14 protein-coding genes are annotated in these 15915 nt (G+C 66.2%); 4 read left to right on the plus strand and 10 right to left on the minus strand.

Annotated elements, in window-relative coordinates:
- Positions 1–14: 14 nt before the first annotated feature.
- The 4 genes from whiA to uvrC all read right to left on the minus strand — a co-directional run bounded on the left by whiA (position 15) and on the right by uvrC (position 5148).
- Positions 15–998: a DNA-binding protein WhiA gene (whiA, locus tag OG716_RS16535; RefSeq protein ID WP_067564519.1), complete on the minus strand. Its 984-nt coding sequence runs from the start codon at positions 996–998 to the stop codon at positions 15–17.
- On the minus strand, positions 989–2047 hold the full coding sequence (gene yvcK / locus OG716_RS16540; protein ID WP_327145707.1) for a uridine diphosphate-N-acetylglucosamine-binding protein YvcK: 1059 nt from the start codon (positions 2045–2047) through the stop codon (positions 989–991). The genes whiA and yvcK overlap by 10 nt, the downstream gene beginning before the upstream one ends.
- On the minus strand, positions 2044–2970 hold the full coding sequence (gene rapZ / locus OG716_RS16545) for an RNase adapter RapZ (protein WP_405138480.1): 927 nt from the start codon (positions 2968–2970) through the stop codon (positions 2044–2046). The genes yvcK and rapZ overlap by 4 nt, the downstream gene beginning before the upstream one ends.
- Positions 2971–3141: 171 nt before the next feature.
- The gene (uvrC, locus tag OG716_RS16550) at positions 3142–5148 is read right to left on the minus strand and encodes an excinuclease ABC subunit UvrC (protein ID WP_355120189.1); all 2007 of its coding nucleotides are present in this window, start codon (positions 5146–5148) and stop codon (positions 3142–3144) included.
- A 175-nt stretch (positions 5149–5323) separates the two neighbouring features.
- On the opposite strand from uvrC, the gene OG716_RS16555 reads away from it, so the two are divergent.
- Entirely contained in the window at positions 5324–5533 is a 210-nt protein-coding gene (locus OG716_RS16555) for a hypothetical protein (protein WP_405138481.1), read from the plus strand.
- A 110-nt stretch (positions 5534–5643) separates the two neighbouring features.
- Positions 5644–5979: a hypothetical protein gene (locus OG716_RS16560; RefSeq protein WP_405138482.1), complete on the plus strand. Its 336-nt coding sequence runs from the start codon at positions 5644–5646 to the stop codon at positions 5977–5979.
- Between the two features lie 13 nt (positions 5980–5992).
- Here OG716_RS16560 and OG716_RS16565 read toward each other — a convergent pair whose 3' ends face one another.
- Complete coding sequence (locus tag OG716_RS16565) at positions 5993–7228, minus strand: winged helix-turn-helix domain-containing protein (protein WP_405139715.1); 1236 nt, start codon at positions 7226–7228, stop codon at positions 5993–5995.
- A 101-nt stretch (positions 7229–7329) separates the two neighbouring features.
- Here OG716_RS16565 and OG716_RS16570 point away from each other — a divergent pair, with 101 nt between their 5' ends.
- Entirely contained in the window at positions 7330–8994 is a 1665-nt protein-coding gene (locus tag OG716_RS16570) for an FAD-binding dehydrogenase (RefSeq protein WP_405138483.1), read from the plus strand.
- A 45-nt stretch (positions 8995–9039) separates the two neighbouring features.
- Here OG716_RS16570 and OG716_RS16575 read toward each other — a convergent pair whose 3' ends face one another.
- Together OG716_RS16575 and OG716_RS16580 are read right to left on the minus strand one after the other, a co-directional pair.
- A complete protein-coding gene (locus OG716_RS16575; protein ID WP_405138484.1) occupies positions 9040–9537 on the minus strand; it encodes a hypothetical protein in 498 nt (165 codons plus the stop codon).
- A gap of 240 nt (positions 9538–9777) precedes the next feature.
- Positions 9778–11247, minus strand: coding sequence for an amino acid permease (locus tag OG716_RS16580; RefSeq protein WP_405138485.1), 1470 nt, complete (start codon positions 11245–11247; stop codon positions 9778–9780).
- 174 nt (positions 11248–11421) lie between these two features.
- Between OG716_RS16580 and OG716_RS16585 the strand changes: the two genes are divergently transcribed.
- Positions 11422–13383, plus strand: a complete 1962-nt coding sequence (locus tag OG716_RS16585; protein ID WP_405138486.1) for a gamma-glutamyltransferase family protein — start codon at positions 11422–11424, stop codon at positions 13381–13383.
- Positions 13384–13479: 96 nt separating this feature from the next.
- Here OG716_RS16585 and OG716_RS16590 read toward each other — a convergent pair whose 3' ends face one another.
- The 3 genes from OG716_RS16590 to OG716_RS16600 are packed head-to-tail and all read right to left on the minus strand — an operon-like array spanning position 13480 to position 15889.
- Entirely contained in the window at positions 13480–14112 is a 633-nt protein-coding gene (locus tag OG716_RS16590; RefSeq protein ID WP_405138487.1) for a PH domain-containing protein, read from the minus strand.
- A 2-nt stretch (positions 14113–14114) separates the two neighbouring features.
- Positions 14115–14594 carry a 6,7-dimethyl-8-ribityllumazine synthase gene (ribH, locus tag OG716_RS16595; protein WP_327145697.1) on the minus strand — a complete coding sequence of 160 codons (480 nt, stop codon included), beginning with the start codon at positions 14592–14594 and terminating at the stop codon, positions 14115–14117.
- Between the two features lie 35 nt (positions 14595–14629).
- Positions 14630–15889, minus strand: a complete 1260-nt coding sequence (locus tag OG716_RS16600) for a bifunctional 3,4-dihydroxy-2-butanone-4-phosphate synthase/GTP cyclohydrolase II (RefSeq protein ID WP_355120204.1) — start codon at positions 15887–15889, stop codon at positions 14630–14632.
- Between the last annotated feature and the right edge of the window lie 26 nt (positions 15890–15915).

Below are 15915 nucleotides of genomic sequence, written 5' to 3' on the forward strand. Positions count from 1 at the left end.
GCCTTCGGTTCGGGTCACGCCTCTTCGAGCAGCTCCGCGGTGACGGCGGATTCGGTGTCCGGTACGCCCAATTCCTTTGCGCGCCGGTCCGCCATCGAGAGCAGCCGTCGAATGCGGCCTGCCACAGCGTCTTTCGTCATCGGCGGATCGGCCAGCTGGCCGAGCTCCTCCAATGACGCCTGCCGGTGCAGGACGCGCAACTTGCCGGCGGCGGCCAAATGATCGGGCACATCGTCGGCCAGTATCTCCAGTGCGCGCTCCACACGGGCTGCGGCGGCTACCGCGGCCCGGGCCGAGCGACGCAGATTGGCGTCATCGAAATTCGCGAGACGGTTCGCGGTGGCGCGGACCTCGCGGCGCATGCGCCGCTCCTCCCACGTGAGCCTGGTGTCCTGCGCACCCATACGGGTGAGCAGGGCGCCGATGGCCTCACCATCGCGCACGACCACGCGGTCTGTTCCGCGTACTTCGCGTGCTTTTGCCGAGATGCCCATGCGCCGGGCCGCGCCGACAAGCGCGAGCGCGGCTTCCGGACCGGGGCAACTCACCTCCAGCGCGGAAGACCGGCCCGGTTCGGTGAGCGAGCCGTGCGCGAGAAACGCTCCGCGCCAAGCGGCTTCGGCATCACCGATGCTGCCGCCGACCACCTGTGCGGGCAGACCCCGCACGGGACGACCGCGCACATCGAGCAAACCGGTCTGGCGCGCCAGCGCCTCGCCTTCCTTGGATACCCGTACGACGTACCGGGAGGTTTTCCGGAGCCCGCCAGCGCCTAGGACATGCACATCGGAGCCGTAGCCGTACAGCTCGAAGATCTCCCGACGCAGGCGCCGCGCAATGGAACCCATGTCCACTTCGGCTTCCACGATCACTCGACCACCGACGATGTGCAATCCACCGGCGAACCGCAGTAGCGCGGACAGTTCCGCCTTGCGCGAGCTCACCTGTGAAATGGTGAGCCGGCTCAGCTCGTCCTTCACTTCCGCTGTCATCGCCACGAGACGCGCTCCTTTCCACCCAACCCGGTGCGCACATGTTGGCCCATATGCCGTCCTTCGACTCGAAGACCTGCTGATTCCGGCCGAGGTTGCCGGATCACCTGATCCAGTGCGGCGGCAAGCTTTCCGGGGTGGTGCCGGTCTGTCCCGGCCTCGGCAACATCAGCGAAGGTTACTCGTGCTCGCAGCTGTTCGGCAGCTCTTGCTACATGTTCGCGTTCCCTACCCTCGGGTACGGATCCTGAATCGACCAAAACATGGTCCACCGTGAAATCCGGTGCGTGCTGGGACAATACATGCAGGTGCCGTTCCGCGGAGAATCCGGCCGTTTCGCCCGGTTCCGCGGCGAGGTTGAGCACCAGGACTTTCCGGGCACGAGTGTGCAATAGCGCTTCGTGCAAATCGGGCACGAGCACATGCGGTATGACGCTCGTGAACCAGCTGCCGGGGCCCAGCACCACCACGTCCGCATGCTCGATTGCCGAGGTAGCCTCCGTGCAGGCGGGCGGATCGGACGGAATCAGGCGCACCCGGCGGACCTTGCCCGGGGTGGTCGCGACCGCGACCTGACCGCGGATACAACGGCTCACGCGCGGGTCACCTTCGAGCCCCGCCACATCCGCTTCGATGGTCAGAGCGATGGGCGACATCGGCAACACCCGGCCGGTGATGCGGAGGATCTTGCCGGCCTCGTCGAGCGCGGCCACCGGATCGCCCAATTCCTCTGTCAAGCCCGCCAGAATCAGATTGCCGACCGAATGCCCGGCCAGTGCTCCGGTCCCGCCGAAGCGATGCTGCAGGGTGCGCGCCCAGATGCCGTCGGACTCCTCGGCCAGGGCCGCCAGCGCCATGCGCAGGTCGCCGGGCGGCAGCATGCCGAGTTCGGAACGCAGTCGCCCGGAGGAACCGCCGTCATCGGCGACCGTCACCACCGCCGTGATCTTGCGGGTCAGCCGGCGCACCGCGGTGAGCGTCGCGTACAGACCGTGTCCGCCGCCCAGCGCCACGATCGCGGGGTTGGCATGCCGATTCGTTTCGCGCGCAGTCATTCTCGCCCCAAATCCCGATGGACCACGCGGATCACGTCCCCCGATCCGGGGTTCGCGCCGGCACCGAGTAGCTCACCCAGCGCCTCCGCTATTGCCACACTGCGGTGTTTACCGCCCGTGCAGCCCACTGCCACGGTCATGTATCGCTTCCCCTCTTGGCGGTAGCCCTCGGTGGTGAGGTCGATGAGGTGGCGGCCGGTACCCAGATAGTCCTGGGCTCCCGGACGCGACAGCACATACTCACTGACCGCGGCATCCTGTCCGGTCTGTTCGCGGAGTTCCGGGACCCAATGCGGATTGGGCAGGAAACGCAAATCCAACACCATATCGGCGTCCAGTGGTACTCCGTACTTAAAACCGAACGATTGGATTGTTAATTGCAAGGCGGTCTTGGCATCTCCGCCATACGCCTCTTCCAGCTTTCGGTGCAGTTGGTGAATCGATAGTGCGGTGGTGTCGATCACGAGATCGGCCGCGGTCTTCACCGAGTCCAGACGGCGGCGTTCCGCGGTGATACCCGCGGTCAGCGTGCCGTCGGCACTCTCGCTCTGCAGCGGATGCCGCCGCCGCGCGAACCCGTATCGACGAATCAGGACATCGTCGGAGGCCTCCAGGAAAAGAATGCGGGTGCGCACGCCCGCGGAGCGCAGTTGTTCGGTGACCGCCGAAAGATTTCCGGTGAAGAAGCGGCTGCGCACATCCATCACCAGGGCGAGCTTGCGAATCGGCGGGTCGGCACTGTCCCCGAGTTCGACCATGCGGCCGATCAACTCGGGCGGCAGATTATCGGCAACGTAGTAACCGAGATCTTCGAGCACCTTGGCAGCGGTACCACGACCCGCCCCGGACAAACCGGTGACGATGACCACCTCGACCTGTTGTGGCTGTCCGAGGTTCTTACTACTGGCTTCGACGCGCGTCATGTCCTACCGGGTTCGTGTCTGGGGTTCCCTCGATCATCCTGCACCGATAACCCAAAACATCGCAGGCGCACGCACGAGGAGAGACACAGCTGTAATTCTGTCGCTCCACCTGCACAGACGGCGTGTCGCGCAACATGCCATCGGCGTGTCGCGCGGGCGCCGAAGTATGACCTACTCCGTGCGCAAGGCGGCCAGCACCGCCTTCGCCGTGGCCACCCCGATGCCCGGGACCTCGGTGATCTGCTCCACCGTAGCCTCCTTCAGCTTCGCGACGGACCCGAAGTGCGTGACCAGAGCGGTCTTGCGGGCCGTGCCCAGCCCGGGGACGGCGTCCAGTGCCGAGGCGGTCATACGGCGGGAGCGCTTGCTGCGATGGAAGGTGATGGCGAAGCGGTGCGCCTCGTCACGCACGCGTTGCAGCAGGTAGAGCGATTCGCTGGTGCGGGGCATGATCACCGGATCCGGCTCGTTGGGCACCCAGACCTCCTCCAGGCGCTTGGCCAGGCCGATGACCGCGACATCGGTGATGCCGAGTTCATCGAGGACCTCGGCGGCGGCATTCACCTGCGGTGCGCCGCCGTCGACCACGTAGAGGTTGGGCGGATAGGCGAAGCGGCGCGGTTTGCCCGTCTTCGGGTCTATGCCCGGAAGGCCCGATTCCATTGGGTCCGAACCGGATTCGAGCGCAGCCAGATCAGCGGCCTCGGCCGCGTCCAGATCGCGGCGCAGCTTGCCGAAGCGCCGCCGGGTCACCTCGGCAATGCTGGCCACATCATCGGAGCGGCCGTCACCGGCGGCCTCCTTGATGGCGTAGTGCCGGTACTCGGACTTGCGCGCCAGACCGTCCTCGAACACCACCAGCGAGGCCACCACATCGGTGCCCTGCACATGGCTGATATCCACACATTCGATGCGCAGCGGCGCGCTGTCCAGATCGAGCGCGTCCTGAATACCCTGCAGCGCCGCCGAGCGGGCGGTGAGATCGCCTGCGCGCCTTAGCTTGTGCTGTTGCAGCGACTCCTGCGCATTGCGCTGCACGGTCTCGGCGAGGGCCTTCTTGTCACCACGCTGGGGCACCCGCAGCTGCACGGCGGAGCCGCGGATACCGGTCAGCCACTGCTGCACCTGCTCGGCATCGCGGGGCAGCGCCGGCACCAGCACCTCGCGCGGCACCACCGCGCCGGGCTGTTCGTCGCCGGCCTGCGCCGCGAGGGTGGACTGCTCACCGTAGAACTGGGTGAGGAACTGCTCGACCAGGACCGGCAGCTCGCCGCCGGAGTCGATCTCGTCGATGGCGTCACCGGATTTGTCGACCACCCAGCCGCGCTGACCGCGCACCCGGCCGTCGCGGACGTGGAAGATCTGCACCGCGACCTCCAATTCGTCGATCGCGAACTCGACCACATCGGCATCGGTACCGGTGCCCAGCACCACCGCCTGCTTCTCCAGCGCCCGGCGCAGTGCCTGGACGTCATCGCGCAGCCGGGCGGCGGTCTCGAATTCGAGTTCCTCGGAGGCGGAATGCATCTTCCGCTCCAGCTCTTTGACCAACCGGTCGGTCTTACCGGAGAGGAAGTCGCAGAAATCCTCGACAATCTGCCGATGCTCGTCGGCATTCACCCGGCCGACGCACGGGGCGGAACACTTGTCGATGTACCCGAGCAGGCAGGGGCGGCCGATCTGGTTGTGCCGCTTGAAAACTCCCGCGGAGCAGGTACGCACCGGGAACACCCGCAGCAGCAGATCCAGCGTCTCGCGAATGGCCCAGGCATGCGCGTACGGCCCGAAGTATCGGACACCCTTCTTGCGGGCGCCCCGGTAGACGAACACCCGCGGGTACTCCTCATTGAGGCTGACCGCCAGCACCGGATACGACTTGTCGTCGCGGTACCGCACATTGAAGCGCGGATCGAACTCCTTGATCCAGTTGTACTCGAGCTGCAGCGCCTCCACCTCGGTGGATACCACGGTCCACTCCACGCTGGCCGCCGTGGTCACCATCTGGCGTGTACGCGGATGCAGCGAGTACACATCCGCGAAATACGAGTTCAGCCTGCTGCGCAGACTTTTCGCCTTACCGACGTAGATGACCCGGCTGTGCACATCGCGGAACTTGTACACACCGGGTTCAACGGGAATCGTCCCCGGCGCGGGCCGGTACGTCGCGGGATCTGCCACGCCCACAGGTTAACCAGCGCCTCCGACAGCCCGGCAGCACCGGCTCACTCCGGGACCGCGCGACGGGAATCTGCTTGCGACACGGCCGGGATCGGCGGCGCGCCGGGGAGTGCATCCGGGAGGTCTGCGGTGACGAAGGTATCGACAAGATCAGCTGACAGATGGGAGCAGTGACATGACCCGCCTTCGCCTTCGCCGCCGGTGGCTTGCGATCGGAGCCGCAGTGACCATGGCGGCCGCCGCGCTGGTGGCCGTGTCCATGCCGGCCGCCGCGGAATCGGAGGATGCGTCGACCTTCGTCTCCGGGGACTACCTCGTGCACTCATCGACCCCGCTGGTGTGCGCCGGGACCGCCGCCGCGCCGCGGCAGCTGCTCATCGCGTAGACACCACGCGTCCGTGCGCGTGTACTCCCACGTCGGAGCGGCGTATGAGGCCACTATGGGTGCCGCACTGTCATCGGACGATCTATCCACGCACAAGGAGAGAGTTGAAGATGAACCGTCCTTACCGCCGATCGCTCGCGGTCGGCTCGGCTCTGGGTCTCGGAGCCGCGGCCCTGGTCACCATTGCCGCCCCGGCCTCGCAGGCCGAGGAGGCCTGCCGCATCGACCGCACGCTGGATACCGCGACCTACACCTGTCCCGCCGACGGCCACTGGTATGCCGCCGTGGTGCAGTGCCTGGGCACGCGGCAGGTCGGCAACGGCCAGCAGGCCCCGACCTACATCGTGGGCGACTCGCCGCGACCGCTCATGCCCATGACCATCGAGTGCACCGGCGACGGCCGCAAGGGCATTGTGCTCAACGCCTACACCGACGGCCCGTTCTGACGAAGCATCCCGGTTAGACGCGCAGGCGCGAGCTCAGCTCGCGCCTCAGCGCGGGGGCGAGATCGCCGCGCTCCCCCACCTCGAAGGTGTCCAGCGCGAGCCAATCGGCCATTTCCCGCAGTGCCCCAGCAAGTTCCGCCACCACCCGGGCATTGTTGTGGCCGGGTTCGGCGAAGGCGCCGGGCACCCGCAGCACCCCGGAATTGCGATCCGCGCGTAGGTCGACCCGGCCCACCAGCTCACCGTCGAGCAGGAACGGGAAGACGTAATAGCCGTGCACGCGTTTGTGTTCCGGCGTGTAGATCTCGATGCGGTAGTGGAAATCGAACAGGCGCTCGGTACGGGCGCGGAAGAAGATCAGCGGATCGAAGGGGCAGAGCAGAGCGGCACCGCTGATGCTGCGCGGGGTGCGCGCCTCGGTATGCAGGTAGGCCGGTTTGTCCCAGCCCGCCACGGCGACCTGCGTGAGCTCACCCGCGTCGAGCAGATCCGCGATGGCGGGTTCGGTCTGACGGCGGTTCAGCCGGTAGTAGTCGCGCAAATCGGTCTCGGTGCCGATGCCGTGCGCTGCCGCGGCCCGGCGGACCAGTTCCCGGACGGCGTCGGCCTCATCGACCTCGCGGGCGTATACCTCGGGCGGAATGACACGCTCGGACAGGTCGTAATGCCGTTGGAAGCCAACCCGTTTGGGTGCGGAGACCTCCCCCGCCGCGAACAGCGCCTCGCACACCACCTTGGTATCGCTGTAGTTCCAGCCCCAATGATCCTTGGACCGTGGACGATCCAGCTCCAAATGGCGCTCGATCTCCCCCGCGGTGCTCGCGCCGAACTCCTTCAGCACACCCTTGACATCATCGGCCAGCCCCGGATTGCGTTGCGCCACTTGACGCATACCGTTCCAGCGACCGTGCCGGTACTCCACCATGCGCCAGCGCATGAGCGCCCAATCCTGCACCGGAATCAGCGCCGCCTCGTGCGCCCAGTACTCGACCAGCTTGCGCGGACGGCGCGCGGTATCGCTCCAGGCCGCCTCGTCCAGCAGCGCGGTGTCGTACGCGCCGATCCGGCTGAAGACCGGCGCATAGTGCGCACGTACCACCGCCGACACGGAATCGAGCTGCAATAGCTTCGTGCTCTCCAGCGCCTTCCACACCGTCCGCCGCGTCGCCGGAGCGCTGGGCCGGGCCGCGGCGAACCCCTGGGCGGCCAGGGCGGTGCGACGCGCCGCAGCGACGGTCAGGGTCGGGATCCCGCTCGGAGAAATCGGCACACTCAGACCATGCCATGTCCGACCGACAGACAAGTTCGATACAGTCGTGTATCGAGTTTCTACAACCCTAGGGAATGGGCATGATCGAGAATCCGGATGTCATCGTCGTCGGCGCCGGTCTGGCCGGTCTCGTCGCCACGCACGAACTGGTCAAGGCGGGTCGCCGGGTACTGGTGGTGGATCAGGAGAACCGGGCCAACCTGGGCGGGCAGGCGTTCTGGTCGCTGGGCGGCCTGTTCTTCGTGGACAGTCCCGAGCAGCGGCGGCTGGGGGTGAAGGACTCCCTGGAGCTGGCCATGCAGGACTGGCTCGGCTCAGCCGGCTTCGACCGCGAGGACGAGGACCATTGGGGGCGGCAGTGGGCCAAGGCCTATGTCGAATTCGCCGCCGGGGAGAAGCGGCAGTACCTCTACGACCTCGGGCTGCGGGTGACGCCGCTGGTCGGCTGGGCCGAACGCGGCGGCGAGTTCGCCGACGGCCACGGCAATTCGGTACCGCGCTTCCATCTCACCTGGGGCACCGGGCCGGAGGTGGTGCGGGTCTTCCTGGAGCCGGTGCTCGCAGCCGAGAAGCGCGGGCAGGTCGGATTCGCCTTCCGGCACCGCGTCGATGAACTCGTGGTCACCGATGAGGTCGTGACCGGCGTGCGCGGCAGCGTGCTCGAGCCCTCCGAGGCCGAACGCGGCGTGGCCTCGTCCCGGAATATCGTGAGCGAGTTCGAGATTGCCGCCCAGGCGGTCATCGTCACCTCCGGCGGCATCGGCCACAATCACGATCTGATTCGCGCCAACTGGCCGACGGATCGGCTGGGACCCTGCCCCGAGCACATGATTTCGGGTGTGCCCGCCCATGTGGACGGTCGCATGCTCGGCATCACCGAGGCCGCCGGCGGGCGCATCGTGAACCGAGATCGCATGTGGCACTACACCGAAGGCATCCACAACTGGAATCCGGTCTGGCCCGATCACGCCATCCGCATCATTCCGGGGCCGTCCTCACTGTGGTTCGACGCCAATGGAAAGCGCATGCCCGCACCGTGTTTCCCGGGTTTCGACACCAACGCGACCATGAAGCAGATCCTGTCCACCGGCTACGACTACTCGTGGTTCATTCTGGATCAGTCGATCATCGAGAAGGAGTTTGCGCTCTCCGGGTCGGAGCAGAACCCCGATATCACCGGCAAGGACCTGAAACTCACCCTCAGGAGCCGGGTCGCCAAGGGCGCACCGGGCCCGGTGGAGGCGTTCAAGAAGCACGGCGTCGACTTCGTGGTCGCGGACACGCTCGCGGATCTTGTCGCGGGCATGAACAAGATCTCCCGCGGACCGCATCTGGACTTCGCCGATATCGAGCGCCAGGTGGTCGCCCGTGATCGCGATACCGAGCACAAGTTCAGCAAGGACGGCCAGCTCATGGCCATCGGCAATGCGCGGCGCTACCTCGGTGACAAGCTGGGCCGCGTCGCGACCCCGCACAAGATCCTGGATCCGGCGCACGGCCCGCTCATCGCGGTCCGGCTCAATATCCTGACCCGAAAGACCCTGGGCGGCTTGCAGACCAATCTCGACTCGCAGGTGATGCGCCCGGACGGCACCGCCTTCGCGGGTCTGTACGCGGCCGGTGAGGTCGCCGGCTTCGGTGGCGGCGGCGTACACGGCTACAACGCCCTGGAGGGCACGTTCCTGGGCGGCTGCATCTTCTCCGGCCGGGCCGCAGGCCGGGCGCTGGGTCGCACCCTGAAGTAGCGAGATCGGTTGCCGCCCAAGCTGTGCGCGGGCGGCAACCGACGCTCAGGCGGCTACAAACCAGTTGTAGCAGTCGCGGCGCAGCAGCAGCGCGAGCACGATGCCCGAGGCCATGACGCCGATCAGCACACCGAACGGGCCCACCCCACTGGGCATTTCGGCAGATACCAGCGTGAACACGCCGAAAAATGCCTGCAGACTGGCCAATCCCAGCGCTGCCACCCATACCCACGATGCGCGCAGCCCGAAAAGCAGTGCCACGCCGCCGGTCAGCCAGGCGGCGAGGAAATGGCCGGTGCTCCCCAGCACACCGTCCAGGCCGTCCGGAATCGCCAGCAGGCCCTGCATGAACGCGAATCCCGTTGTGGCCAGCGCGGCGTACTGCGTTTCCCGCACCTTCACGGGCAGGGCGATCTCGGAACTATTACGACGAAAATTCCGGATCACACCGATAAATCGGTCGAAAAACGTGATAGGAACACCGTTCCCCGCATGGGCCGGCGAGATTTCCACCTCATCGACCACAGCCGAATGCGAACTCACAGCACTCCTCATCGAGTAACCCCTGGTTGCGCGCCCCCTGCGAACGCGCAGAACCAGACGCTAACCAAATGTTTCAGTGCTGGACAATCGAGTTCACGAAGTTATGACTATGGCCACAGCGCATAGCACGCAGCGCAAACAGTGATATCGAACACATAACGGCCGCACACGATTTCCGTGTGCGGCCGTTATCAGTGCAGGTGAGTCAGTAAATCTCAGTTTACCGCCGACAGCCGGAAACTACTTGTCGTCCATCGGAATCGGCGGCAGCACCGGGAACTCGCCGGTGTAGCCTGCCCGCTCCTCGGCGATGGCCAGTACCCGCGGCTTGGCGAACTTCCACCCGATCATCAAGGCGGGCACGAGGAGTACGAGGCTGCCCACGGTCCAGGTACCGACCGGATGATCGAAGGCCATGAGCACCAGTACGGCGAACAGGAACACCAGGGTCGCAATGCCCGTATAGGGGGCTCCGAACATCCGGAACGCCGGACGCTCCGCGGTGCCCTGCTTCCACCACCACCACAGCTTCAGCTGGCAGGCCACAATGGTGGCCCACGAGGCCAGGATGCCCAGCGAGGCCACATTGAGCACGATCTCGAAGGCCTCGTCGGGGACAACGTAATTGAGTCCCACACCGCACAGCGCGATGGCACTGGTGAGCAGGATGCCGCCGTAGGGCACACCCGCGCCGGACATGCGTGCGGTGAACTTCGGCGCACTGCCGTTCATCGCCATCGACCGCAGAATGCGGCCGGTCGAGTAGAGACCGGCATTCAGACTGGAGAGCGCGGCGGTGAGCACCACGAAGTTCATGATCGAACCCATGTGCGCGACACCGAGTTTGCCGAAGAAGGTGACGAACGGGCTTTCCCCCGACTTGTACGCGGTGTAGGGCAGCAGCAGCGCCAGCAGGATCACCGAACCGCAGTAGAACAGCGCGATACGCACGATCACCGAATTGATGGCGCGCGGCATGATCTTCTCGGGGTTCTCGGTCTCACCCGCGGCGATGCCGACCATTTCGACTGCGGCATAGGCGAACACCACACCCGAGGTGACCGTGATCAGCGGCAGGATGCCGGTGGGGAACCAACCGCCGGCATCGCTCACCATGCGCAATCCGGTGCTCTGGCCCTCGACCTGGAAGCGACCTGCCAGGAAGACGGTGCCCACCACCAGGAAGGTGACCAGCGCGAGCACCTTGATCATGGCGGCCCAGAATTCCATCTCGCCGAACCACTTCACCGACGCCAGGTTGATGCTCAGCACGATGATCAGCGCGCCCAGGGCCAGAATCCATTGCGCGACAGGCTGGAACGGTCCCCAGTAGTGCAGATACGTTGCGACAGCGGTGGTATCGACAATGCCGGTCATGGACCAGTTCAGGAAATACATCCACCCCGCGACGAAAGCTGCTTTCTCCCCGAAGAACTCGCGCGCGTAGGAGACGAACGAGCCCGAGGACGGGCGGTGCAGGACCAGCTCCCCCAGTGCCCGCAGAATGAAGAAGACGAAGACGCCACAGATCAGATAGACCAGGAACAGCGTCGGTCCCGCGGTGTGCAGGCGTCCGCCCGCACCGAGGAAAAGTCCGGTTCCGATGGCGCCACCGATGGCGATCATCTGCAACTGCCGTGGCTTGAGGGCCTTGTGATAGCCGCTGTCCTCGGCAGTGAGGTTTGTGGCCTGTGTCCGGATCTCGGTCATACGCCGGTTAACCCTCCGCAATCGTGTATTGGGCCGTCCGAGAGTACCTTGCGATCAGCTGCGAGCCACATCGCCGCTCCGAGCTGGGAAAGTTCCTGTTCACCCGACGGAGCATTCCCATTGCGGGGGGTTCAAACCCCGGCCCGGGCCGCGCCCCGGCGTTAAGGTCCGTCCATGAGGCGCATGCGAAGGCATATCTGGAGCGGCGCCGGCGCCGCCCTGCTCCTGCTCGGGCTGACCACCGCCTGCGGGTCCGATTCGGGCACAGCGCAGGCGACCTGTGCCACCGCCCCCAACGGCACTCCCCTCAGCGCGGACACGGGCAGTGGCCCCACCAGCACGAATCTGAGCCTGAACCCCGAGATCGCGACGGGCTATCGCACCGGGATGAAGCCCGTGCACACCAATACCTTCGCGGTCTCCACCGCCAATCCGGTGGCGACCGAGGCGGCCTGCACGGTATTGCGCGACGGCGGCACGGCCGCGGACGCGCTCATCGTGGCGCAGACCGTGCTCGGTTTGGTGGAGCCGCAGGCCACCGGAATCGGCGGCGGCGCATTCCTGCTCTACTACGACGCGACGACCAAGCAGATCGACGCCTATGACGGCCGCGAAACCGCGCCGCAGGCCGCTACGCAGGATTACCTGCGCTGGATCAGCGATACCGACCGCACCACACCGCAACCCACCGCGCGGGCCAGCGGGCGGTCCATCGGCACACCGGGCGTGCTGCGGCTGCTCGAACTCGAGCACAATGACCACGGCAGGCAACCCTGGCGCGACCTGTTCGCCCCGGCCATTTCCATGGCCGATCAGGGGTTCGAGATCGGGCCGCGCCTGGCGAGTCAGATCGCCGACTCCGCTGCCGATCTCGCGCGGGACGAGAACTCGCGCAATTACTTCCTGCGGGCCGATGGGACCGCCAAGCCCGCCGGAACCACGCTGACCAACCCGGCCATCGGCAAGGTCCTCTCGGCGATAGCCACCGATGGCCCCGACGCCTTCTACAAGGGCGCGGTGGCCGCGGATATCGTCGATACCATCGCCACCGGCTCCGGCGGGCGCACGCCGGGATTCACCTCCCTCGCGGATCTTGCTGCGTACCAGGCGAAGAAGCGCACGGTGGTGTGCTCGCCTTATCGCACGCACGAGATCTGCGGTATGCCGAACCCGTCCTCGGGGGGCCTGACGGTCGAGGCCACCATGGGCATACTGTCCAACTTCGACCTGTCCGCAATGAAGCCGGCCGACAGCACCGGCGACAGCGATGCCGCCCGTAATGGCGGTAAGCCGACCGCCGCGGCCGTGCACCTCATCTCCGAGGCCGAGCGGCTCGCCTACGCCGATCGCGACAAGTACATCGCCGACTCGGATTTCATTCCGCTGCCGGGCAATTCGCCGCAGGCACTGCTGAACCCGGACTATCTGAAGCAGCGCGCGAAGCTGATCGACCCGAATCACAGCATGGGCACCGCACAGCCCGGCGACTTCGGGCCGGTGCCGCTCGGCACCGGCCCGCAGCAACCCGAGCACGGCACCAGCCATATCTCGATCGTCGACAAGTACGGCAATGCCGCGTCCATGACGACCACGGTGGAGTCCGCGTTCGGCGCCTTCCACATGGTCGACGGCATCGTGCTGAACAATCAGCTGACCGACTTCTCGGCGGAACCGCTCGACAAAGCCGGTGTGCCCGTGGCCAATCGCATCGGTCCGGGTAAGCGGCCGCGCAGCTCGATGGCCCCGACGCTGGTCTTCGATCGCGCCGCCGACGGTTCGCGCGGGCCGCTCACCTATGTCACCGGCTCGCCCGGCGGCGGGGTCATCATTCAGTTCGTGGTGAAAACCCTGGTGGCCCTGCTGGATTGGGGTCTGGATCCGCAGCAGGCGGTGTCGATGGTGGACTTCGGGGCGGCCAACTCCCCGGTCACGGGCCTGGGCGGTGAGCATCCGGCGATCGATACCAGCGATCACGGCGATCACGACCCGCTCGTGCAGCAGTTACGCAGGCTCGGTCACCAGGTTTCGGTGGACCCGCAGTCGAGCGGGCTGTCCGCACTGGTCCGGGACGGAAACGGCTGGACCGGCGGTGCGGATCCGCGCCGCGAGGGCGTTGTCCTCGGGGATACGCACTAGAACAGGGATCCGCACCGGAGCCGGAAAACACTGCTGCCCATCACCTCTCAGGTGATGGGCAGCATGTTTTGTCAGCAGCGGCGTGATGCCGGAAGTTCAGGCCGGATTGCTTGCGGTGTATTTGGCGCCCAGCTCGCGGAAGCGATCCATGGCGGCGGCCGCACGCAGCTTGTCATTGGTGCGGATGGCCATCATGGGCACGTATTCGTCGTGCACCAATTCCAGTCGCGCCCAGGACTTCTTGTCCGCGAACGAAATGCCGCGAATATCCTGCCAGCCGAATTCATTGTCGCCGAGGATGTTCCGTACAACGACACCTTGCTTGCCGACCCGCACTCGGGGCCGCGTGAGCATCAGCACCGAACCCGCGAGCAGCAGGCCGAACAGGATGAGCGCGAGCTGATCGGCCAGCCGGAAATTCACACCGGTCGAACCCGTCCTCATGAAGATCCCGCCTACGGCGAACGCCAGGAACAGCACCGCCGCGATAATCCGGGAGGTCATGATCGCGTGCTGCGGCCGCACCTCGAGATCCCACTGCGCACCGGATGGCGCGGGGCCGCCGGTCTCGTCGCCTTCGGGAGTCGACTTCGACTGTACCCCGGACACTTCGGTGCCAGACACTTCGGATTCACCGGCCTTCGATTGGGCGGACGCCGCGGACGTATCGGGCGTGCGGCGCGGTTCCTCCGCCCCGCCATCCCGTTTCCAGATCCGGACGACAGGCATGACTAGACGGTCTGACGCAGGTCGCGCAGGGTCAGCGCGGCATCCAGGGCAGCGGCGGACGCCTGCTCCCCCTTGTTCTCCACCGAACCGGGCAGACCCGCGCGGTCCAGGGCCTCCTGCTCGGTATTGACGGTGAGCACGCCATTGGTGACCGGGGTGCCCTCGTCCAGCGACACCCGGGTCAGACCGGCGGTGACCGAATCACACACGTACTCGAAATGCGGTGTGCCACCACGGATCACGACGCCCAGCGCGACCACCGCATCATGCGTGCGGGCCAGCGCCTGCGCCACCACCGGCAGCTCCATGGCGCCCGCCACGCGGACCACGGTGATATCGCCGACCCCGGCCTCGCGCGCCGTCTTCTCGGCGTTCGCCACCAGCGCGTCGCAGATGGTGGTGTGCCAGCGCGACGCGACAATGCCAAGTTTGAGGTCCTTGGCATCGGCGAGCTCGAACGTGGGTACGCCCGTGCCGCTCATCGGTTTCCGCCCTTCTCGTTATCCGTCGGTGCGATTCAGATCGCGGTGTCGCCGAGATCCAGATCGTCCAGGCCGACCAGGTCGTGACCCATACGATCGCGCTTGGTGCGCAGGTAGTGCAGGTTGTGCGAATTGGCGCGAACCGGCATCTGCACGCGCTCGGTAATGCTCAGACCGTAGCCCTCGATGCCCGCGCGCTTATCCGGATTGTTGGTCAGCAGCCGCATGGAGGTGATGCCCAGATCCACCAGAATCTGTGCGCCGGTGCCGTAGTCGCGGGCATCGGCGGGCTGGCCGATGGCGATATTGGCGTCGTAGGTGTCGAGCTGCTGCTCGTCCTGCACCTGGTAGGCCTGCAGCTTGTGCATGAGGCCGATGCCGCGGCCCTCGTGGCCGCGCATGTACAGCACCACGCCGCGGCCCTCATCGGAGACCAGCTTCAGCGCGGCGTTGAGCTGCGGACCGCAATCGCAGCGCAGCGAACCGAACACATCACCGGTCAGGCATTCGGAGTGCACGCGCACCAGCACGTCCTCACCCTTGCCGTCGGCGCCGGCGATATCGCCCAGGACCAGCGCGACATGTTCGGAATCGTCGTATTCGCTCTCGTAGCCGATGGCCTTGAAGTCACCGAACGCGGTCGGGATGCGGGCCTCGGCGACACGGCGGACATGCTTTTCGTGCTTGCGCCGCCAGGAGATCATGTCGGCGATGCAGATGAGCGCCAGATCGTGCTCGTCGGCGAAGACGCGCAGCTCCTCGGTGCGCGCCATATCGCCTTCGTTCTTCTGGCTGACGATCTCGCAGATGACGCCGGCGGGGCTGAGCCCGGCCATGCGGGCCAGATCCACGGCGGCCTCGGTGTGCCCGGCGCGGCGCAGCACGCCACCGTCCTTGGCGCGCAACGGGACCACGTGACCCGGACGGGTCAGATCATCGGACTTGGAGGCGCGATCGGCGAGCACCCGCATGGTGGTGGCGCGATCGGCGGCGGAGATACCGGTGGAAATGTTCTCGCGGGCATCCACGGAGACGGTGTAGGCGGTGCCGTGCTTGTCCTGATTGACCGCGTACATCGGCGGCAGGCCCAGGCGGTCGCAGTCCTCGCCGGTGAGCGGCACACAGATGTAGCCGGAGGTGTAGCGGATCATGAAGGCCACCAGCTCGGGTGTCGCCTTCTCCGCTGCGAAGATGAGGTCGCCCTCGTTCTCCCGGCTCTCGTCGTCGACGACGACAACGGCCTTACCGGCTGCGATGTCGGCGACTGCGCGCTCGATGGTGTCGAACCTGGTCACGTCTGTTGTGCTCCATCTCGAATTAG

This window comes from Nocardia sp. NBC_01388 (genome assembly GCF_045040085.1).
In the GTDB taxonomy this organism is placed as follows: Bacteria; Actinomycetota; Actinomycetes; order Mycobacteriales; family Mycobacteriaceae; genus Nocardia.

Excerpts from the sequence above, each read along its gene's own strand:
- yvcK (WP_327145707.1), bottom strand. The coding sequence starts at position 2,047 with ATGACTGCGCGCGAAACGAATCGGCATGCCAACCCCGCGATCGTGGCG.
- rapZ (WP_405138480.1), bottom strand. The coding sequence starts at position 2,970 with ATGACGCGCGTCGAAGCCAGTAGTAAGAACCTCGGACAGCCACAACAG.
- OG716_RS16555 (WP_405138481.1), top strand. The coding sequence starts at position 5,324 with ATGACCCGCCTTCGCCTTCGCCGCCGGTGGCTTGCGATCGGAGCCGCA.
- OG716_RS16560 (WP_405138482.1), top strand. The coding sequence starts at position 5,644 with ATGAACCGTCCTTACCGCCGATCGCTCGCGGTCGGCTCGGCTCTGGGT.
- OG716_RS16570 (WP_405138483.1), top strand. The coding sequence starts at position 7,330 with ATGATCGAGAATCCGGATGTCATCGTCGTCGGCGCCGGTCTGGCCGGT.
- OG716_RS16580 (WP_405138485.1), bottom strand. The coding sequence starts at position 11,247 with ATGACCGAGATCCGGACACAGGCCACAAACCTCACTGCCGAGGACAGC.
- OG716_RS16585 (WP_405138486.1), top strand. The coding sequence starts at position 11,422 with ATGAGGCGCATGCGAAGGCATATCTGGAGCGGCGCCGGCGCCGCCCTG.
- OG716_RS16590 (WP_405138487.1), bottom strand. The coding sequence starts at position 14,112 with ATGCCTGTCGTCCGGATCTGGAAACGGGATGGCGGGGCGGAGGAACCG.
- ribH (WP_327145697.1), bottom strand. The coding sequence starts at position 14,594 with ATGAGCGGCACGGGCGTACCCACGTTCGAGCTCGCCGATGCCAAGGAC.